General features: G+C 67.3%; 21 protein-coding genes and 2 pseudogenes. 9 read left to right on the top strand and 14 right to left on the bottom strand.

From position 1 onward, the window contains the following. The 6 genes and pseudogenes from AC27VN_RS09915 to AC27VN_RS09940 form a co-directional block, all read right to left on the bottom strand. A pseudogene (locus AC27VN_RS09915) lies at positions 1 to 448 on the bottom strand (molybdopterin molybdenumtransferase MoeA); the annotation flags it as partial. Next, entirely contained in the window at positions 441 to 980 is a 540-nt protein-coding gene (gene mobB, locus AC27VN_RS09920) for a molybdopterin-guanine dinucleotide biosynthesis protein B (RefSeq protein ID WP_490876450.1), read from the bottom strand. The pseudogene AC27VN_RS09915 and the gene mobB, both read right to left, overlap by 8 nt. An 82-nt stretch (positions 981 to 1,062) precedes the next feature. Beyond that, positions 1,063 to 2,478, bottom strand: coding sequence for a threonine synthase (gene thrC, locus AC27VN_RS09925; RefSeq protein WP_490876451.1), 1,416 nt, complete (start codon positions 2,476 to 2,478; stop codon positions 1,063 to 1,065). After that, positions 2,475 to 3,797 carry a homoserine dehydrogenase gene (locus AC27VN_RS09930; RefSeq protein WP_057595858.1) on the bottom strand — a complete coding sequence of 441 codons (1,323 nt, stop codon included), beginning with the start codon at positions 3,795 to 3,797 and terminating at the stop codon, positions 2,475 to 2,477. The genes thrC and AC27VN_RS09930 overlap by 4 nt, the downstream gene beginning before the upstream one ends. A 14-nt stretch (positions 3,798 to 3,811) precedes the next feature. Continuing rightward, on the bottom strand, positions 3,812 to 4,849 hold the full coding sequence (locus AC27VN_RS09935; RefSeq protein WP_093342963.1) for a DUF1176 domain-containing protein: 1,038 nt from the start codon (positions 4,847 to 4,849) through the stop codon (positions 3,812 to 3,814). Next, positions 4,846 to 6,078, bottom strand: a complete 1,233-nt coding sequence (locus AC27VN_RS09940; protein ID WP_490876456.1) for a pyridoxal phosphate-dependent aminotransferase — start codon at positions 6,076 to 6,078, stop codon at positions 4,846 to 4,848. The genes AC27VN_RS09935 and AC27VN_RS09940 overlap by 4 nt, the downstream gene beginning before the upstream one ends. 133 nt (positions 6,079 to 6,211) lie before the next feature. Between AC27VN_RS09940 and AC27VN_RS09945 the strand changes: the two genes are divergently transcribed. The 8 genes from AC27VN_RS09945 (at position 6,212) to AC27VN_RS09980 (ending at position 12,005) form a co-directional block, all read left to right on the top strand. Beyond that, positions 6,212 to 6,595 (top strand): Mth938-like domain-containing protein, encoded by a 384-nt coding sequence (locus AC27VN_RS09945; protein WP_490876452.1) that lies wholly within the window; start codon positions 6,212 to 6,214, stop codon positions 6,593 to 6,595. A 199-nt stretch (positions 6,596 to 6,794) separates the two neighbouring features. Beyond that, positions 6,795 to 7,271, top strand: coding sequence for a peroxiredoxin (locus AC27VN_RS09950; protein WP_057595862.1), 477 nt, complete (start codon positions 6,795 to 6,797; stop codon positions 7,269 to 7,271). Positions 7,272 to 7,506: 235 nt separating this feature from the next. After that, positions 7,507 to 9,285 (top strand): PhoH family protein, encoded by a 1,779-nt coding sequence (locus AC27VN_RS09955; protein WP_490876453.1) that lies wholly within the window; start codon positions 7,507 to 7,509, stop codon positions 9,283 to 9,285. A gap of 150 nt (positions 9,286 to 9,435) precedes the next feature. Continuing rightward, positions 9,436 to 9,807 (top strand): VOC family protein, encoded by a 372-nt coding sequence (locus AC27VN_RS09960; protein WP_208511180.1) that lies wholly within the window; start codon positions 9,436 to 9,438, stop codon positions 9,805 to 9,807. 6 nt (positions 9,808 to 9,813) lie between these two features. Continuing rightward, positions 9,814 to 10,263: an EVE domain-containing protein gene (locus AC27VN_RS09965; RefSeq protein ID WP_296791532.1), complete on the top strand. Its 450-nt coding sequence runs from the start codon at positions 9,814 to 9,816 to the stop codon at positions 10,261 to 10,263. 37 nt (positions 10,264 to 10,300) lie between these two features. Then, on the top strand, positions 10,301 to 10,750 hold the full coding sequence (locus tag AC27VN_RS09970; RefSeq protein ID WP_490876454.1) for a GyrI-like domain-containing protein: 450 nt from the start codon (positions 10,301 to 10,303) through the stop codon (positions 10,748 to 10,750). Then, positions 10,747 to 11,229: an MGMT family protein gene (locus AC27VN_RS09975; RefSeq protein WP_490876455.1), complete on the top strand. Its 483-nt coding sequence runs from the start codon at positions 10,747 to 10,749 to the stop codon at positions 11,227 to 11,229. Before AC27VN_RS09970 ends, AC27VN_RS09975 begins: the two co-directional genes overlap by 4 nt. Beyond that, positions 11,229 to 12,005 carry a helix-turn-helix transcriptional regulator gene (locus AC27VN_RS09980; protein ID WP_296791523.1) on the top strand — a complete coding sequence of 259 codons (777 nt, stop codon included), beginning with the start codon at positions 11,229 to 11,231 and terminating at the stop codon, positions 12,003 to 12,005. The genes AC27VN_RS09975 and AC27VN_RS09980 overlap by 1 nt, the downstream gene beginning before the upstream one ends. 136 nt (positions 12,006 to 12,141) lie before the next feature. Here AC27VN_RS09980 and dnaB read toward each other — a convergent pair whose 3' ends face one another. From dnaB to ppsA, 7 genes are all read right to left on the bottom strand, one after another. Then, positions 12,142 to 13,539 carry a replicative DNA helicase gene (gene dnaB, locus AC27VN_RS09985; protein WP_093342979.1) on the bottom strand — a complete coding sequence of 466 codons (1,398 nt, stop codon included), beginning with the start codon at positions 13,537 to 13,539 and terminating at the stop codon, positions 12,142 to 12,144. Positions 13,540 to 13,717: 178 nt separating this feature from the next. After that, on the bottom strand, positions 13,718 to 14,170 hold the full coding sequence (gene rplI, locus AC27VN_RS09990) for a 50S ribosomal protein L9 (protein ID WP_093342980.1): 453 nt from the start codon (positions 14,168 to 14,170) through the stop codon (positions 13,718 to 13,720). A gap of 14 nt (positions 14,171 to 14,184) precedes the next feature. After that, positions 14,185 to 14,466: a 30S ribosomal protein S18 gene (gene rpsR / locus AC27VN_RS09995; RefSeq protein ID WP_007830781.1), complete on the bottom strand. Its 282-nt coding sequence runs from the start codon at positions 14,464 to 14,466 to the stop codon at positions 14,185 to 14,187. Between the two features lie 21 nt (positions 14,467 to 14,487). After that, positions 14,488 to 14,802 carry a primosomal replication protein N gene (gene priB, locus AC27VN_RS10000; protein ID WP_093342982.1) on the bottom strand — a complete coding sequence of 105 codons (315 nt, stop codon included), beginning with the start codon at positions 14,800 to 14,802 and terminating at the stop codon, positions 14,488 to 14,490. 7 nt (positions 14,803 to 14,809) lie between these two features. Beyond that, positions 14,810 to 15,190 carry a 30S ribosomal protein S6 gene (gene rpsF, locus AC27VN_RS10005; RefSeq protein ID WP_057595983.1) on the bottom strand — a complete coding sequence of 127 codons (381 nt, stop codon included), beginning with the start codon at positions 15,188 to 15,190 and terminating at the stop codon, positions 14,810 to 14,812. 162 nt (positions 15,191 to 15,352) lie between these two features. Beyond that, positions 15,353 to 15,808 carry a hypothetical protein gene (locus tag AC27VN_RS10010; RefSeq protein WP_431512263.1) on the bottom strand — a complete coding sequence of 152 codons (456 nt, stop codon included), beginning with the start codon at positions 15,806 to 15,808 and terminating at the stop codon, positions 15,353 to 15,355. Positions 15,809 to 16,000: 192 nt separating this feature from the next. Continuing rightward, positions 16,001 to 18,394 carry a phosphoenolpyruvate synthase gene (ppsA, locus tag AC27VN_RS10015; RefSeq protein ID WP_296778058.1) on the bottom strand — a complete coding sequence of 798 codons (2,394 nt, stop codon included), beginning with the start codon at positions 18,392 to 18,394 and terminating at the stop codon, positions 16,001 to 16,003. Between the two features lie 194 nt (positions 18,395 to 18,588). Here ppsA and ppsR point away from each other — a divergent pair, with 194 nt between their 5' ends. Then, positions 18,589 to 19,410 (top strand): posphoenolpyruvate synthetase regulatory kinase/phosphorylase PpsR, encoded by an 822-nt coding sequence (gene ppsR / locus AC27VN_RS10020; protein ID WP_057595986.1) that lies wholly within the window; start codon positions 18,589 to 18,591, stop codon positions 19,408 to 19,410. Positions 19,411 to 19,434: 24 nt separating this feature from the next. Here the strand turns inward: ppsR and AC27VN_RS10025 are convergent. Continuing rightward, positions 19,435 to 19,722: pseudogene (locus AC27VN_RS10025) on the bottom strand (heme ABC transporter ATP-binding protein); the annotation flags it as partial.

The raw sequence follows: 19,722 nt of genomic DNA on the forward strand, positions 1-19,722 counted from the left end.
GGCCGGCCGCGGGCACGATCTCGATGCGCACGCTGCCCAGGCCGCCCTCCTCCGCGATGGCGGCGGTGTCTTCCTGCATCACGACCGCGTCGGCGCCCTCGGGAATCTGCGCGCCGGTGAAGATCCGCGCCGCGGTGCCAGGCAGCAGCGGCGTGCCGACCGTGCCCGCGGGAATGCGCTGCGCCACCTTCAGCAGCGCGCCGGGCGCGGCGCAATCGGCCACGCGCAGCGCGTAACCGTCCATCGCGCTGTTGTCGCGCGGCGGCACCGTGAGGCCGGCCACGAGGTCCGCAGCCAGCACGCGGCCGTCGGCATCGAAGGTGCTGACCAGCTCGGACGGCAGTGCCGGCCGGGCCTTGACGAGCAGTTGGGCGATCGCATCGTCGAGCGGCAGCAGCGGCGGCCGGCGCGAGGAGGCGGCGAAGGGAACAGCGGGAGAGTCAGCCATGGTGCTCGGGGTTGTAGTCGAAGCGCTCGCCGCTGTCGATCAGCCAGCGCGCGATGGCCTCGGCGTCGTCGAGGTCGAACACGGGCCGCTCGGTCGGAACCGGCAGGCTGGCGTTGGCGGCGATCGCGACGACGAAAGGATCTTCGGGATAGAGCGAGGGCCGCGGATCCTCGCCCTCGCCGGACGGGCGCCAGACCTCGATCTTGAGCAGGTCGCTGTGGCGGAAGCCCTCGACCAGCACCCAGTCGGCGCCGCTGTAGAGCTCGGCGATCAGTTGGTGCACGTCGAGATCGACCGGGGTCTCGAACTCGCGCATCAGCGCCAGCCGCCGGTCGGAGGCGACCACCACCTCGAAGGCACCAGCCTCGCGGTGGCGCCAGGTGTCCTTGCCCGGATGGTCGATGTCGAACTTGTGGTGCGCGTGCTTGACCACCGAGACGCGCAGTCCGGCGCGCTTGAGCACGGGAATCAGCCGCTCGACCAGCGTGGTCTTGCCGGCGCCCGAGTAACCGGCGAAGCCGACCACTTTCATCCGATGTCTCCGATGCTATTCAGGGGATAGCTTTGATTTGCCGACCGGGGCGGCCGCCCGGCCACCCCTTCTTTTCGCTTGCTCAGTCGCAGTGTTCCGCGATGTAGGCTTTCACCGCTTCGGCATCGGCCGGCAGCTTGACCACGCGCTTGGGCAGCGCCTCGATGCCCTCGAACTTCGCGGGCCGCGCGGGCTCCTCGCCCAGGGCCTCGACCAGCGTGGCCGCGAACTTGATCGGCAGCGCGGTCTCGAGCACCACCATCGGCACGCCCGGCGCCAGGTGCGCGCGCGCGGCCTTGAGGCCGTCGGCGGTGTGCGGGTCGACCAGGGTGGCGAAGCGCTTCTCGGTGTCGCGGATGGTCGCGAGGCGGTCGGCGTGCGTACTGCGGCCACTGCGGAAGCCGAAGCGCGACGCGGCCTGCGCGAAGGCGGGATCGGCGCTGAGGTCGAAGAAGCCCTGGCGGCCCAGGTCGTCGACGAACAGGCTGCGCAACTTGCCGCTGTCGCGGCCGACCAGGTCGAACACGAAGCGCTCGAAGTTGCTGGCCTTGCTGATGTCCATCGACGGGCTCGAGGTCTCGTGCGTGTCGGCGGCGCCGCGCACGCGGTAGACGCCGGTGCGGAAGAACTCGTCGAGCACGTCGTTCTCGTTGGTGGCGGCCACCAGCGTGCGGATCGGCAGGCCCATCATGCGCGCCACGTGGCCGGCGCAGATGTTGCCGAAGTTGCCCGAGGGCACGGTGAAGCTCACCGGCTGCTCGTCATTCGCCGTGGCCTGGAAGTAGCCCGCGAAGTAGTAGACCACCTGCGCCAGCAGCCGCGCCCAGTTGATCGAGTTGACGGTGCCGATGCGGTACTTGCGCTTGAAGGCCAGGTCGTTCGAGACCGCCTTCACGATGTCCTGGCAGTCGTCGAACACGCCCGCGATGGCGATGTTGTGGATGTTCTCGTCCTGCAGGCTGAACATCTGCGCCTGCTGGAACGGGCTCATGCGGCCGTCGGGCGAGGTCATGAAGACGCGCACGCCCTTCTTGCCGCGCATCGCGTACTCGGCCGCGCTGCCGGTGTCGCCGCTGGTGGCGCCCAGGATGTTGAGCTCGGCGCCGCGGCGGGCCAGTTCGTACTCGAACAGGTTGCCCAGCAGCTGCATCGCCATGTCCTTGAAGGCCAGCGTGGGGCCGTTGGACAGGGCTTCGAGGTAGACGCCGTCTTCGAGCTCGCGCAGCGGCACGATCTCGTCACTGCCGAAGACCTCGGCGGTGTAGGTCTTCGCGCAGAGCGCCTTCAGGTCGACCGGCGGAATGTCGTCGATGTAGAGCGACAGGATCTCGAAGGCCAGCTCTGCATAGGACAGCGAGCGCCACTTCGCGAGCGTGGCGGCATCGACCTGCGGATAGCGCTCGGGCAGGTAGAGGCCGCCATCGGGCGCGAGGCCCTCGAGCAGGATTTCGCAGAAGCGCTTGCGGTCGGGATGGCCGCGGGTGCTCAGGTAGTTCACTTCAACTCTTCCTTGCGGATGCGCACGATGGGCTCGAGCACGGTCGGCAGCGCCTGCAGCTCGGCCATGACTTCGTCGACCGTGCCTTCGCGCGCGTCGTGCGTGAGGATGATCAGGTCGGTCTGGGTCGAGCCCTCGCCGCCGACCTCGTCGGCTTCGCGCTGCAGCACGGCGTCGATGCTGATGCCGGCGGTCGCGAGCAGGCCCGTGACCTTGGCCAGCACGCCGGCCTGGTCGGCCACGCGCAGGCGCAGGTAGTAGCTGGTGACCACCTCGGCCATCGGCAGCACCTGCAGGTCGCTCAGCGCATCGGGATGGAAGGCCAGGTGCGGCACGCGGTGCGCGGCATCGGCCGTGTGCAGGCGCGTGATGTCGACCAGGTCGGCGATCACCGCGCTGGCGGTGGGCTCGCTGCCCGCGCCCTTGCCGTAGTAGAGCGTGGTGCCGACGGCGTCGCCATGCACCACCACCGCGTTCATCGCGCCCTCGACGTTGGCCAGCAGGCGCTTGCTCGGCACCAGCGAGGGATGCACGCGCAGCTCGATGCCCTTGGCGGTGCGCTTGGTGACGCCCAGCAGCTTGATGCGGTAGCCCAGCTGCTCGGCGTACTTGATGTCCTGCGCAGCCAGCTTGGTGATGCCCTCGATGTGGGCCTTGTCGAACTGCACCGGGATGCCGAAGGCCAGCGCGCTCATCAGCGTGACCTTGTGGCCGGCGTCGACGCCCTCGATGTCGAAGGTGGGATCGGCTTCGGCATAGCCCAGGCGCTGCGCTTCCTTGAGCACGGTCGCGAAGTCCAGGCCCTTGTCGCGCATCTCCGAGAGGATGAAGTTGGTGGTGCCGTTGATGATGCCGGCCAGCCACTGGATGCTGTTGGCCGTGAGGCCTTCGCGCAGCGCCTTGATGATCGGGATGCCGCCGGCCACCGCGGCCTCGAAGGCCACCATCACGCCCTTGGCATGCGCGGCCGCGAAGATCTCGGTGCCGTGCACCGCGAGCAGCGCCTTGTTGGCCGTGACCACGTGCTTGCCGGCCGCGATGGCCTCGAGCACGAGCTGCTTGGCGATGCCGTAGCCGCCGATCAGCTCGATCACGATGTCGATGTCGGGATTGGCGATGACCTCGCGCGCGTCGCCGACCACCTTGACGCCGTCGCCGGCCACTTCGCGGGCGCGCGCGGTGTCGAGGTCGGCCACCATGGTGATCTCGATGCCGCGGCCGGCGCGGCGCTTGATTTCCTCCTGGTTGCGCTGGAGCACCTTGAAGGTGCCGCTGCCGACCGTGCCTGCGCCGAGCAGGCCTACTTGGATGGGTTTCATGGGGAGAGTCGCGTTCATGGTTTGGATGGGGTGGTGGACGGCGCGGCGCTCACGACGCGGCTGACGTAGCGCGGCAGCGACCAGGCGCCACCGGCGAAGCCGCGGCACATATGGTCGCTCTCGGCGGCCGTGCGCACGAAGCCCTGGCCGTCGAAATGCCAGGTCTCGCTGGACCAGCAGTCGCCGATGCCGCGGCCCTTGAAGCTGGAAGTGATGCTGGCGTCCTTGTCGTCGTACTCGCCGTTGGCCTCGAGCGCGACCGGCGCATAGGGCGGCTTGTCGTTGGCCAGCCATTGCAGGCTGGAGTAGTTGTAGGCGCCCATGCCGCAACCCAGCGACAGCAGCACCCTGGTGCCGGTGAGGCGATGCACCTCGAGCGACTTCGGGTCGACCTTCTCGCTGTTGTTGCAGTACTCGAGCGCCTTCTTGAGGTCGAGCGAGGGGAAGATGCGCGCCGCCAGGGCGTCGTCGCCGGGCTTCGGCTTCGCGGGCTGGACCGCGCGCACGACGGGCGCGGGCACGGCCGCCGGCACCGTCGATTCGGCCTTGCCACCGGGGCGCACCAGCGCGCCGGGGGTGTCGATGCGGCCCTGGGCCTCGTCCATCTTGAGCAGCACGGCATTCAGGCCCGAGAGCGAGAGCTGCCATTCGCGGCCGCCGCCGGCCGCGAGTTTGGCGCTGTCGGCCTTGAGCAGCTCGGGCAGCACGGCACGGATCTGGGCGGCATCGAGGCTCAGGGCATCGTTCTTCAGGCCCGGCACCACGGCCTTGCCGACCGTCAGGCGCAAGGGGCCCTTGACGTCCTCGGTGCCGATCTGCAGGTCGATCTCGAGCGCGGTGCCCGGCCCGGCGGCACGCGTGATGCGCATCGAGACCGGCTCGTTGGCGCCGGTTTCGGACTGGTAGCCGGCCGCGCGGCAGGTGCGCGTGTTGTCGCAGGCCAGTTCCCAGTCGTTGTGCGTGAAGGACACCGGCGCCTTGGCGGCAGGCCCGGCGGCCGAGGCGGACAACGCGGCGAGCGACAGGGCCGCGGCGGCGCAGGCGGCTTTCATGACTCCGTCTTGCGGCGCAGGCGGTACTGCTCCAGGAACTTCGCGATGCGGTTGATGGCCTCGCGCAGGTCGTCCTCGTGGGGCAGGAACACGATCCGGAAGTGGTCTGGCGTGGCCCAGTTGAAGCCGGTGCCCTGCACCAGCATCACGCGGGTTTCCTTCAACAGCTCGAGGAAGAACTGGCGGTCGTCCTCGATCGGGTAGACCTTCGGGTCGAGCTTCGGGAACATGTAGAGCGCGGCGCTGGGCTTGACGCAGCTCACGCCGGGGATCGCGGTGATCAGCTCGTAGGCCAGGTCGCGCTGGCGGCGCAGCCGGCCGCCCTCGCCCACCAGCTCGTTGATGCTCTGGTAGCCGCCGAGCGCGGTCTGGATCGCCCACTGGCCGGGCACGTTGGCGCACAGCCGCATGTTCGAGAGCATGTTCAGGCCCTCGATGTAGTCGCGCGCGGCGCGCTTGTCGCCCGACACCACGAGCCAGCCGGCGCGGTAGCCGCAGGAGCGGTAGCTCTTGGACAGCGAGTTGAAGGTCAGCGTGAGCACGTCGTTCGACAGGCTCGCGATCGCCGTGTGCTTCACGTCGTCGTAGAGCACCTTGTCGTAGACCTCGTCGGCGAAGATCACGAGGCCGTGTTCGCGCGCGATCTCGACGATGCTCTTGAGCAGCGCGTCGGAATAGAGCGCGCCGGTCGGGTTGTTCGGGTTGATGACCACGATGCCCTTGGTGCGCGGCGTGATCTTGGCGCGGATGTCCGCCAGATTGGGCATCCAGCCGTTCTCCTCGTCGCACAGGTAGTGCACCGGCGTGCCGCCCGACAGGCTCGTGGAGGCGGTCCACAGCGGATAGTCGGGAGCTGGCAGCAGCAGCTCGTCGCCATCGTTGAGCAGCGCATTGGTGGACATGGCGATCAGCTCGCTGGCGCCGTTGCCCAGGTAGATGTCGTCGAGGGTCACGCCCGCGATGCCCTGCTTCTGCGTCTCGTGCATCACCGCCTTGCGCGCGGCGAAGACGCCCTTGCTGTCCGAGTAACCGGCCGAGGTGGGCAGGTTGCGGATCATGTCCTGCTGGATTTCCTCGGGCGCATCGAAGCCGAACACGGCGAGATTGCCGATGTTGAGCTTGATGATCTTCTGGCCGTCCTCCTCCATCTGCTTCGCCGCGTCCATGATCGGACCGCGAATGTCATAGAGCACGTTAGCCAGCTTGGCCGATTTCTTGAGCTGCTTCAAAGGGCCCTCCCGGGCGCGGTTCATGCAAGAAAGTGTGAAGACTGCGTGGATCGCCGCGCGGCCCGCAAAGGCCCTGGCGAGCCTCGTGTCACTAGGGAAAACCTATAATTTGACCACAGTTCCCAGTGCCCCGATGAAGCTCCAGCCCGACAAATCCGACACCCAGACCCTCACCGCGCACGGCCCGGGCTGGGTCGCCATCAACAACGAAAAGGTCGAGGGCAGCGTGGTCGTCGGCTCGCGCGGCGAGCGCTTCGAATGGAACTGCAACCGCTTCGAGGACCTGGGCCCCGAGCACTTCGCCCAGCTGGCCGCGCTGGGCGCCGAACTGGTCATTTTCGGCAGCGGCGCGCGCATCCGCTTCCCGCAGCCCGCGTGGCTCAAACCCCTGATGGCCCAGCGCACCGGCGTGGAGACCATGGACACCCCCGCGGCCTGCCGCACCTACAACATCCTGGCCGGCGAAGGCCGGCACGTGGTCGCAGCCCTGCTGGTCGAGCGGCCCCAGGGTGGCTGAGAGAGGGGTTTTCGGGGTAAAATCTCGGGTTGCGAACCGCCTGGCGCGCTCCTTTTGGGGGCCACCGGGCACCCAGAGTTAGCAACGACCAATCTTCCATCAACCGAGGACCCGAGATTTTGGCGAGCGGCACCGAAAGGCGCTTCGGCTCGACACAGGCAGGCTCGGGCAGTGGAAACAAACGGAGAAAACAAGTTTCATGGCGATCGTTGTCAACAAACCCATTCCCGAATTCGACGCCAACGCCACCGGTGGCCTCAAGGTTTCGAATACTTCGCACCTCGGCCATGTCCTGGTCCTGTATTTTTACCCGAAAGATAACACTCCGGGGTGCACGACCGAAGCCATGCAATTCCGCGATCGCTACAAGGACTTCGAAAAAGCCGGCGCCACGGTGTTCGGCGTCTCGCGCGACAACATGAAGTCGCACGACGAATTCAAGGCCAAGCTCGAACTGCCGTTCGAACTGATCGCCGACACGGAAGAGAAGATGTGCCACATGTTCGGCGTGGTCAAGAACAAGATCATGTACGGCAAGAAGGTCAAGGGCATCGAGCGCAGCACCTTCCTGATCGGCGCCGACGGCATCCTGAAGGCCGAATGGCGTGGCCTCAAGGTGCCGGGCCACGTCGACGAAGTCCTCAAGGCCGTCAAGACCCTGAAGAAGCCGGCCTGAGCCACCGAGTCCGCCCGGTCGAAGGTTTCACCCGCGTGTCAGGCGTGCGCAATTGCGCTTTCGCGTGGGGAATGTCCAACGAACGGCGTAAAGTGGTCCTGACGCCCCTGAGGCGGTGTGCATAATGGCCGCATGCTGTTGAGCTCCACGACCGCATCCTCCGAACAAAGCCGCCTGGGTCTTCAGGCGGCTTTTTCGTTTTCTGGTTCCCACCTTTTTGCGAGCGACCTGACACATGCCATTGCCCCCCGCCCCCACGAAACGTGCCGCACTGCTTTCTCCGGACGCGATTGACGCGCCCGCCCGTTCTTCGCACAGGGGGTCCCGCCGGTCCGGCGATGCGCGCGCCGACGCCGAGGCGCCGAGCGGACCGCAAGCGCTGGAACTGTTCGACCGGCATTCGGCCGAAGTCCCCGGTGGTGGCCTCGAAGCCCCGCCGGCACCGGCCGCCCGCCCCCGCCGCAAGCCCCGCTCGACACCCGCGCCCACCCCGGCGCCACAACAGCAGCAGGCCCTGACCCGTTCGGCGCCGGCCGAAGCCCCGCGTGCCGAGGCGCCAGCGCCGCAGCCGGCACCGAAGCCCAAGCGCAGCCGCTCGAGCGGCCCCGCCAAGCTCTTCGTGCTCGACACCAACGTGCTGCTGCACGATCCGATGTGCCTGTTCCGCTTCGAGGAACACGACATCTACCTGCCGATGATCGTGCTCGAGGAGCTCGACGGCCACAAGAAGGGCACGACCGAGGTCGCGCGCAATGGCCGCCAGACCAGCCGCACGCTCGACGCCCTGGCCGCCGCGCAGGACGCCGACATCGCCAAGGGCCTGAAGCTCGACACCACCGGCCATCGCGAGGCCGGCGGCAAGCTGTTCTTCCAGACCGAGCCGCTCGACTACGCGCTGCCGCTGAGCCTGCCCCAGGGCAAGGCCGACAACCAGATCCTCGGCGTGGTGCACGCGCTGCGCGACCTCTACGCCAAGGAATCGCCCGATCGCGCGAAGCGCGAGGTGGTGCTGGTGTCGAAGGACATCAACATGCGCGTCAAGGCGCGCGCGCTGGGCCTGGACGCCGAGGACTACCAGAACGACAAGACGCTGGAAGACGGCGACCTGCTCTATTCGGGTTCGCTCGCCCTGCCGCCCGACTTCTGGACCCGCCAGAGCAAGACGGTGGAGAGCTGGCAGAGCGGCAGCAGCACCTTCTACCGCGTCAGCGGCCCGATCGTGCCCAGCCTCTACATCAACCAGTTCGTGTACTTCGAGGCGCCCGGCGAGCCGAGCATGTATGCGCGCGTGACCGAGATCCGCGAGAAGACCGCGGTGCTCAAGACGCTCAAGGACTACAGCTCGGGCAAGAACGCCGTGTGGGGCGTGAACACGCGCAACCGCGAGCAGAACTTCGCGATGAACCTGCTGATGGACCCGGAGATCGACTTCGTCACGCTGACCGGCACGGCCGGCACCGGCAAGACGCTGATGGCGCTGGCCTCGGGCCTCACGCAGGTGCTCGACGACCGCCGCTATACCGAGATCATCATGACCCGCGCCACGGTGAGCGTCGGCGAGGACATCGGCTTCCTGCCCGGCACCGAGGAAGAGAAGATGGGCCCCTGGATGGGCGCGCTCGACGACAACCTCGAGTTCCTCGCCAAGGGCGACGGCGGTGGTGCCGGCGAATGGGGGCGCGCCGCCACCAACGAGCTGATCCGCAGCCGCATCAAGGTCAAGAGCATGAACTTCATGCGCGGGCGCACCTTCCTCAACAAGTACGTGATCATCGACGAGGCGCAGAACCTCACGCCCAAGCAGATGAAGACGCTGATCACGCGCGCGGGTCCGGGCACCAAGATCATCTGCATGGGCAACCTCGCGCAGATCGACACGCCCTACCTCACCGAAGGCTCCTCGGGCCTGACCTTCGCGGTCGACAAGTTCAAGGGCTGGCCGCACGGCGGGCACATCACGCTGGCGCGCGGCGAACGCTCGCGACTGGCCGATTTCGCGAGCGACGTGCTCTAAGACACCGCCTCGCCGGCCCCGAGCCCGCGCCCGCTCCCCGGAGCAGCGCGGGCTTTTCTTCGTCGCGCGATGACAGGCTCCTGACAAGACGTTGTCAGGAGCCGGTCCGCACCATCGAGGCTCTTCATCACCAACGAAAGAGAGCTCTTCATGTCCAAGACCATCAGCTGGTTCGAGATCCCCGTCGCCGACCTGGACCGTGCCCAGGCCTTCTACGAAACCGTGCTCGGCCGCAAGCTGCGCCGCGAAACTCTCGGCGGCGACCCGTTGGCCGTGTTCCCCTACGACGATCCCGCGACCGGCGGCGCCTTGCAAGCCGGCGCGAAGGGCGCGGCGAAGGCGGGCACCGGCATCCGCATCTACCTCGACTGCGCCCCCAGCATCGACGCCGTGCTGTCGCGCATCGAGGCGGCCGGCGGGCAGATCGTGGCGCCCAAGTCGGCGCTGCCGCCCGGCATGGGCTTCATTGCCCATCTGCGCGACACCGAAGGCAACGAAGTCGGCCTGCACGCCCTCGCCTGAAGCGCCATGCCGCAGCGCAACTGGATTGCAGTCGCGAGCGCCGAGCATGCCCGGCGCGGGCGCGACCACCGACCGCAGGGCTTCATGCAGACCTGCCACGGCAAACCGGGCCCGCTCCGGCGGGTCGCCGCGGGCGACCGCGTGGCCTACTATTCGCCAGCCACGGTGTTCGGCGGCACCGACAGGCTGCAGAGCTTCGTGTCGATCGGCATCGTGCAGCCTGGCGAGGTCTACGAATTCGACATGGGCGGCGGCTTCGTGCCCTGGCGCCGCGACGTGCGCTATGCCGTCGCGCACGAGACACCGATCGCACCGATGATCGAGCGCCTCGCCTTCATCGAGAACCCGAAGCAATGGGGCTACAAGTTCCGCTTCGGCCTGTTCGACATCGGCGATGCCGACATGGCCTTGATCGCGCGCTGCATGAAGGCCGACCTGAAGACACTGGCCCTTTGAACCAGACAACCCGAACACCTCCGCAGGAGAAGACCCCATGGAACCCGTGCGACTACATCACGACGCCTTCGCGGTCGCAGGCCTCACGGTCCGCACCACCAACCGCGAAGAGAACGACCCCGCGACCGCCCGCATCGGCGCGCTGTGGGGGCGCTTCTTCGGCGAGCAGACCTACGAAGCCACGCCGCATCGCACGGGCGACACGCGCATCTTCGGCGTCTACGCCGCCTATGAATCCGATGCCCACGGCCCCTTCGACGTGACGGTGGGCGTAGCCGTCTCGGGCGGTCCGGACAGCGTGGCCATCGAGGCCGGCGACTACCTGGTCTTCGACGGCCAGGGCGAGATGCCGCAGATGGTGATCGCCACCTGGCAGCGCATCTGGCAGTATTTCGAGGCGCACCCGGACATCGCGCGCCGCTACCGCAGCGATTTCGAAGCCTACGACGGGCCGGACAAGGTGGCGATCCACATCGGAGTTTCATGAGCCCACCGAAGCGCTGGCGCGACCGACTGGCCAGCTACCCTCACCTGCCGAGCGTCAAGCCGATCCCCGACGCGCTGCGCGCGCGGCGCGGCGAAGGCACCATCGCCACGCCCTCGCCGGCCGAGGTCGAGGCGGCGATGCGCGGTGTGCCCGAAGGGCGGCTCGCCACGGTCTTCGGCATCGGCGAGGACATCGCGGCGCGGCACCAGGCCAGCATCGGCTGCACCGTGACCACGGCGATCTTCGCGCGCATGGTGGCCCACGCGGTGGAGGAATCGGCCGGCAGCAAGGGGACGGCGCGCGATGCCGCCGTGCCCTGGTGGCGCACGCTCAAGAGCGGCGGCGAACTCAATGCGAACTACCCCGGCGGCATCGAGGCGCAGATGTCGCGGCTCGAGGCCGAGGGCCACACCGTGGTGCAGCGCGGCAAGCGCTACTTCGTCGAAGACTTCGCGAAGAAGCTGGCAGGAACGCGCTGATGCGCCGCGCCGATCGCCTGTTCCAGATCGTCCAGCTGATCCGCGGCCGACGCCTGACCACGGCCGCCTTCCTGGCCGAACGGCTCGAGGTCTCGGAGCGCACGGTCTACCGCGACATCGCCGACCTGCAGCACCAGGGCGTGCCGATCGAGGGTGAGGCCGGCGTGGGCTACCGGCTCGGCGCGGGTTTCGAACTGCCGCCGCTGATGTTCACCCAGGACGAGGCCTCGGCGCTGGTGGCCGCGGCCCGGCTCGCGCAGAGCTGGGTCGACCCGGCGATGGCGCGCGACATCGAGACCGGGCTGGGCAAGATCCTCTCGGTGCTGCCGCCCTCGGCACGCGTGTCGGCCGAGGCGCTCGCGCTCTACGCACCCGCGCTGGGGCTCAGCGACCTGCTGCGCGAACGCCTGCAGACGCTGCGCGAAGCGGTGCAGTCGCACCACAAGCTGCACTTGGTCTACCGCGACGTCGCGGGCGAGCCCAGCGAGCGCACGGTGCGGCCGCTGGGCTGCTTCTACTGGGGCAAGGTCTGGACGCTGTCGACCTGGTGCGAGCTGCGCGAGGACTTCCGCGGCTTTCGCATCGACCGCATCGACGCGGTCGAAGTGCTGGCCGAGCGCTTTCGCGACGAGCCCGGCAAGACGATGGCCGACATGCTGCGCCAGGTGAAGGCCGAGGCCGCCGAGGCGAAGCGGCTGCAGAAGAGCTGGCCCGAGGGCGTTCCGACCGCGCCCGATGCGGGCGTGGCGCTCGCGCGCTCCACCGAGCCGCGCTGAAGGCGCGAGAACTCAGAAGGTGTGAAGGAACCGTCGCGAGCGCCCCGAGGTCGCGTCGAGGACCGGAGCCGTACTCACGTACGGCGAGGACCGCAGATGCGAGATCGGGGCGCGCAGCAGGTTCATTCACGCCTTCTCAGAAGTCGTCGCTGCCCATCGCCATGTTCTCGAACTTGGTGAGGGGCTTCAGGAAGGCCAGCTTGACGGTGCCCGTCGGGCCGTTCCGGTGCTTGCTGATGATCACCTCGGCCACGCCCGGCTCCTTCGACTCCTTGTTGTAGTAGTCGTCGCGGTAGATGAACATGATGATGTCCGCGTCCTGCTCGATGGCGCCCGATTCGCGCAGGTCGCTCATCATGGGGCGCTTGTCGGTACGGCTCTCGACGCCGCGGCTGAGCTGCGACAGCGCGATCACCGGGCACTTGAGCTCCTTGGCCAGCATCTTCAGGCCGCGCGAGATTTCGCCCACGGCCGTGGCCCGGTTCTCGTCGCCCGACATGCTGGTCGACATCAGCTGCAGGTAGTCGACCACGATCAGGCCGAGGCGGCCGTACTGGCGTGCCAGCCGGCGCGCATTGGCGCGCAGTTCGCTGGTCGACAGGCCCGGGGTCTCGTCGATGTGCAGCGACACGGTGCGCAGCTTCTCGATGGCCTCGGTCAGACGCGGCCATTCCTCGTCGGTGAGCTTGCCGGTGCGCAAGTGGCCCTGGTCGATGCGGCCGATCGAGCCGACGATACGCACCGCGAGCTGGGAGGCACCCATTTCCATGGAGAACACCGCCACCGGCAGCCCCTCGTTGAGCGCCACGTGCTCGGCGATGTTGATCGCCAGCGAGGTCTTCCCCATCGACGGACGCGCGGCCAGCACGATCATGTCGCCGGGCTGCAGGCCCGAGGTCATCTTGTCGAACTCGTAGAAGCCGGTGCGAACGCCCGTGATGTCGTTCGGGTTGTCGGCCATCTCGGTCACGCGGTCCAGCAGCTCGACCACCAGGGCATCCATGCTCTGGAAGCCCTGCTTCATCCGCGTGCCTTCCTCGCCGATGTTGAAGATCTTCTGCTCGGCCTCGTCGAGGATCTTGTCGACCGTCTTGCCCTGCGGGTTGAAGGCGTTGGTCGCGATCTCGTCGCTGGCCGAGACCAGCTTGCGCAGGATCGAGCGCTCGCGAACGATCTCGGCGTAGCGGCGGATGTTGCTCGCGCTCGGCACGTACTGCGCGAGCGAGTTCAGGTAGACCAGCCCGCCGCTCTCGTCGGCCTTGCCGAGCGTCTGCAGCTGCTCGTAGACCGTGATCACGTCGGCGGGCTTGCTGCCGTTGATCAGGCCGCCGATGGCGGCAAAGATCAGCTTGTGCTCATGGCGGTAGAAGTCGCCGTCGACCAGCAGGTCGCCCATGCGGTCCCAGGCTGTGTTGTCGAGCAGCAAGCCGCCCAGCACGCTCGATTCGGCCTCGATCGAGTGCGGCGGAATACGCAGCTGCGCGACCTGGCGGTCGGAGGGATCGTTGTCGGCGTAGGAGAAGACGGCGGCCATGGGCTTCCTTGCAACCCTCCATGCTAGCCCGCGCACCCCGCGGCGTCACGTGGACAAGGTTGTGAATAACAGGTGAACTTCCGGTGCAGCGGGCGGGACAACTTCCGCCGGCGAGCACAAAAAACAAAAGCCGCCCGAAGGCGGCTTCTGGCAGCGCATCTAGGACGCGCCGGAACGATCAGGCGGTTTCGCCGTAGACCGTCACGTTGATGTCGACCACCACGTCGGTGTGCAGCGAGACGCTGACGGTGGTGTCGCCGACGGTCTTGATCGGGCCGTTCGGCAGGCGAACTTGCGACTTCGCGACCTTGTAGCCTTGCTTGCCCAGCTCTTCAGCGATGTCGCTGTTGGTGACCGAGCCGAACAGGCGGCCGTCGACGCCAGCCTTCTGCGTCAGCTTGACGGTCGTGCCGCCGAGCTTTTCGCCCTGGGCTTGCGACTCGGCCAGCTTGGCAGCGGCTGCCTTTTCGAGTTCGGCGCGCTTGGCTTCGAACTCGGCCTTGTTGGCGGCGGTGGCGCGGCGGGCGCGGCCCGACGGGATCAGGAAGTTGCGGGCGTAACCGTCCTTGACCTTGACGATTTCACCGAGGGTGCCGAGGTTGACGACCTTGTCCAGAAGAATGACTTGCATGCTGTGTCTCCTTCTTAGACGCGGTGCTGGTCGCTGTACGGGACCATGGCGAGGAAGCGGGCGCGCTTGATCGCGGTGTTGAGCTGACGCTGGTAGATCGCGCGGGTGCCGGTCAGGCGGGCCGGGATGATCTTGCCGTTTTCGCTGATGAAGTCACGCAGCGTGTCGATGTCCTTGTAGTCGATTTCCTCGACGCCAGCGACGGTGAAGCGGCAGAAACGCTTGCGCTTGAACAGCAGCGACTGGGTGTTGCGCTTCGGGCGCTTGTCTTTGTTGAATTTCTTGAACGTGGCCATTGTGGGACCTCTTGTCGAAAATTAATCTTGCTGAAAATCCTGGATGTGCAGGACCGGAAGCTTGCCGTTGGCCGGTGTCGAGAGGAACCCCTGGAATCGCCAGAGACTTCCCATCGACTGCTTTGCGAGCCGCTCGGCGATGGCGCCGAACGCAACGGCCTTGAGGGCCGTCTTCACCTGCCTGGACTGTCCCGCCACCTGAAGGGTCGACTCGTGTTCGAGCTTCAGGTCGATGGCGGGCAAACCGGCCGGGGTGAATCGCAAGGCACCGAGTTCGGCAACATGGGCGGACAGCAGAAGCTGGTTGACCCCGGTTGCCGCAGCGGCAGCACTCACGCCGACATCAGTTGTTGTTGTTGGCGGCGGCGTATTCGGCCTGTTGAGCCTTGCGGGCTTCTTCGCGCTCGACCGTCTTCATCATCGACGAAGGACCGGTGTCGGCCTTCTTCTTCTGAACGGTCAGGTGGCGCAGCACGGCGTCGTTGAACTTGAAGGCGTGTTCCAGTTCGCTCATCACGGCCTGTTCGGCTTCGATGTTGACGCACAGGTAGTGCGCCTTGTTGAGCTTGTTGATCTGGTAAGCCAGTTGACGACGGCCCCAGTCCTCGACGCGGTGGATCTTGCCGCCGCCGGTCGTGATCAGGCCCTTGTAACGCTCCAGCATGGCCGGAACTTGCTCGCTTTGATCCGGGTGGATCAGCAGAATGATTTCGTAGTGACGCATGGCACTCCTTGTGGGTTTCTTCTTCCGCTTTTTGCCCGGAAGAAGGGGTTGAAGCCACCCGCAGCGTCGGCGCAGTGTGGCAAGGCAAAGCCGGCTATTGTAGCCATATCTTTGGCGAAACGCCAAATCGGGCGCTCGAGCAGTCCGGATGAGCGCCCAGATTCAGTCGTAGAGCGCCCGGTCCAGCGGTTCGGCCTTCTCGGGCCCGACCGCCGCGCGGATCTTCGGCGCCAGCGCCACGAGGTCCTCGTAGCCCCCGGCCCCCTCCACCTGCAGGTTGAGCCGCACGCCCTTGAGCCCGAGGCTGGCCGTGAGCCGCGTGGCGATGGGATAGGCGTCCGTATAGCGCTGCTGGCTGCTGCGGCCGGAACCGGCCTTGGGCGCGCCCTCGGCGGAGCTCGCGGGCGTTTCCGCGACGGCGCCGCCCAGCGGGCTCAGCAAGCCCAGCGCGACCATCTGGTCGATGTCCTCGCGCGCGATGCCCGCGCCGGCCGCGATCACGTCGTCGACCGAACGCTTGCCGTCGAACAGGATGAAAGCGGTGCGCTGCCGCGGCGACAGCGGGACCGAGCGGTCCTTGAGGACCTGCTGGCCGGTCTCCGTCTTGACAAGAATCATGCGTGTCTCCCGGCGGTGCTGTGACCGACGCCCGCTGCGCGCGGGATCGCCGCGCGCCACGGAAGGAAGGCCGGTGCGCGCCGCTTCGTGATGAATTTCACGAGTCTGACACCGGAAACGCCATTCCCGAAGATGGGCACCCGCCTGACACGGGAATCCCCCGATGGGGATTCCCGCAGGTCGGTCGCCGGCTCAGCGCTTGGCGAGCTGCTGCCAGGTGTCGATCACGCTGTCGGGATTGAGCGAGATCGACTCGATGCCCTGCTCCGCCAGCCACAGCGCGAAGTCGGGATGGTCCGACGGGCCCTGGCCGCAGATGCCGACGTACTTGCCCTTGTCCTTGCAGGCCTTGATGGCGCGGCTCAGCATGGCTTTCACGGCCGGGTCGCGCTCGTCGAAGTCGGCCGCCAGCAGCTCGAGGCCCGAGTCGCGGTCCAGGCCCAGCGTGAGCTGGGTCAGGTCGTTCGAGCCGATCGAGAAGCCGTCGAAGTACTCGAGAAACTCGTCGGCCAGGATGGCGTTGCTCGGCACCTCGCACATCATGATCAGCTTGAGATCGTTGTCGCCGCGCTTGAGGCCGTACTTGGCCAGCAGGCCGGTCACGCGCTCGGCCTGGCCCAGCGTGCGCACGAAGGGCACCATGATCTGCACGTTGGTCAGGCCCATGTCGTTGCGCACGCGCTTGAGCGCCTCGCATTCCATGGCGAAGGCCTGGCCGAAGTCCTCGCTGAGATAGCGCGCCGCGCCGCGGAAGCCCAGCATCGGGTTCTCTTCCTCGGGCTCGTAGCGGCTGCCGCCGATCAGCTTGCGGTACTCGTTCGACTTGAAGTCCGACAGGCGCACGATCACCTTCTTGGGCCAGAAGGCCGCGGCGATGGTGGCGATGCCCTCGGCCACCTTGTCGACGTAGAAGGCGCGCGGCGAGGCGTGGCCACGGGCCACCGACTCGACGGCCTTCTTGAGGTCGTTGTCGACGTTCGGATAGTCGAGGATCGCCTTCGGGTGCACGCCGATGTTGTTGTTGATGATGAACTCGAGCCGCGCGAGGCCCACGCCATGGTTGGGCAGTTGCGCGAAGTCGAAGGCCAGCTGGGGGTTGCCGACGTTCATCATCAGCTGGATGTCGATCTCGGGCATCACGCCGCGCTGCACCTCGGTGACCTCGGTCTCGAGCAGGCCGTCGTAGATGTAGCCGGTGTCGCCCTCGGCGCAGCTCACGGTGACCAGGGTGCCGTCCTTCAGCAGGTCGGTGGCGTCGCCGCAGCCGACCACGGCCGGAATGCCCAGTTCGCGCGCGATGATGGCCGCGTGGCAGGTGCGCCCGCCGCGGTTGGTGACGATGGCGGCGGCGCGCTTCATCACCGGCTCCCAGTTCGGGTCGGTCATGTCGGTGACCAGCACGTCGCCGGCCTGCACCTTGTCCATCTCGCTGATGCTGTGGACCAGCCGAACCGGGCCGGTGCCGATCTTCTGGCCGATGGCGCGGCCCTCGGCCAGCACGGCGCCGCGGCCCAGCAGCTTGAAGCGCTGCTCGGCCTTGCCCTGCTGCTGGCTCTTCACGGTCTCGGGACGCGCCTGCAGGATGTAGATCTGGCCGTCGGTGCCGTCCTTGCCCCACTCGATGTCCATCGGACGGCCGTAGTGCTGCTCGATCACCAGCGCGTACCTGGCGAGCTGCTCGACCTCGTCGTCGGTCAGCGAATAGCGGTTGCGCTGCTCGGCCTTCACGTCGGTGGTCTTGACCAGCTTGCCGGAGGCCTTCTTCTCCTCGGGCGTGGCGAACTCCATCTGGATCAGCTTGGAGCCCAGGTTGCGGCGGATCACCGCGCGCTTGCCGGCGTTGAGCGTGGGCTTGTGGACGTAGAACTCGTCGGGATTCACGGCGCCCTGCACCACGGTTTCGCCCAGGCCGTAGCTCGAGGTGATGAACACCACGTCCTCGAAGCCCGACTCGGTGTCGATGGTGAACATCACGCCGGCCGCGCCGAGGTCGGAGCGCACCATGCGCTGCACGCCGGCCGACAGCGCCACCACGTCGTGGGCGAAGCCCTTGTGCACGCGGTAGCTGATGGCGCGGTCGTTGTAGAGGGAGGCGAACACCTCCTTCATCTTGTGCAGCACGTCCTCGATGCCGACGACGTTCAGGAAGGTTTCCTGCTGGCCGGCGAAGGAGGCGTCGGGCAGGTCTTCGGCGGTGGCCGAGGAACGCACGGCGAACGAGGCCTGCGGATTGCCGGCGCTCAGGGCGGCGAAGGCGTCGCGGATGGCCTTCTCGAGGTCGGCCGGGAACGGCTGGGCCTCGACCATGGCGCGGATCTCGGCGCCGGCGGTGGCCAGCGCGCGCACGTCCTCGGTGTCGAGCGCGGCCAGGCGCTTGCTGATCTTGTCGGCCAGGCCGTCGTGGGCCAGGAACTGGCGGAAGCCATGGGCGGTGGTCGCGAAGCCCGTGGGCACGCGCACGCCCTGGGGCAGCTGCGAGATCATCTCGCCGAGGCTGGCGTTCTTGCCGCCAACCGCCTCGACGTCGGTCATTCTCAGGTTTTCAAACGGTACGACCAGGGCGGTCGCGTCGAAAAGTGCAGACATGGGAAAGCTCCAGAAGTTGAAACCTGCTGCATTCCATGCGGACGGCGCGGCACGATCGTTGTCGTTGCTTTGGGTGCGGACGCGGTGGGCATGGAAGGAAAGATACGGTGGGGGCCGAGGGGCGGAATCCCGATAATGGGGCGGATTGTAGGCGCGCCGGGGCCGCGCGCGTCGCAGGACAACACCGCCAGACCATGCACACACGAACTGTCTTCTTCGTTTCCGACGGCACGGGCATCACGGCCGAGACTTTCGGCAACGCCGTGCTCGCCCAGTTCGAGATGAAACCGCGCCACGTGCGGCTGCCTTTCACCGACACGGTCGACAAGGCCCACCAGGCGGTGCGGCAGATCAACCACACGGCCGAACTCGAGGGCGTGCGCCCGATCGTCTTCACCACGCTGGCCAACATGGACGTGCTGGAAGTGATCGAAACCGGCTGCAAGGGCATGCTGCTGGACATGTTCGGCACCTTCGTGCGCCCGCTCGAGATCGAGCTGGCGATGAAGTCCAACCACCGCATCGGCCGCTTCAGCGACGTCAGCAAGAGCAAGGAATACAACGACCGCATCGCCGCGATCGACTTCAGCCTGCAGCACGACGATGGCCAGAGCAACCGCGACCTGCAGGGCGCCGACGTCATCCTGGTGGGGGTGAGCCGCAGCGGCAAGACGCCCACCTCGCTCTACCTGGCGATGCAGCACGGCCTGAAGGCGGCCAACTACCCGCTGATTCCGGAAGACTTCGACCGCCGCCAGCTGCCGCCGGCGCTCATGCCGCACCGCAAGAAGATCTTCGGCCTGACCATCCAGCCCGAGCGGCTCAGCGAGATCCGCAACGAGCGCCGGCCGAATTCGCGCTACGCCAGCATCGAGAACTGCCGCCACGAGGTCAGCGAGGCTGAGGCCATGATGCGGCGCGCCGGCATCCGCTGGCTCTCGACCACCACCAAGTCGATCGAGGAGATCGCGACCACGATCCTGCAGGAGCTGCGGCCGGAGCGGCTGACCTACTGACCGGCTGACCGCCCGTCCGCGGTCCTAGCCGAACAGGTACTGCACCGTCCCGTCCGCGCCGACCACGCTCTGGCATGGCATGCGCCAGACCGCCTCGATCAGCGCGGGCGCCAGCACTTCGCCGGTCGGGCCCTGGCACAACCCACCAGGGATATCGGGCACGCCCAGCACCACCACCTCGTCGGCATAGCGCCGCGCCAGGTTCAGGTCGTGCAGCACCACCACCACGCCGACGCCCTGCCCGGCCCAGCCGCGCAAGAGCCGCATCGCGGCATGCTGGTGGGCCAGGTCGAGCGCGGCCGTCGGCTCGTC

It is taken from the genome of Variovorax sp. 20P10.2.4 (genome assembly GCF_058244205.1).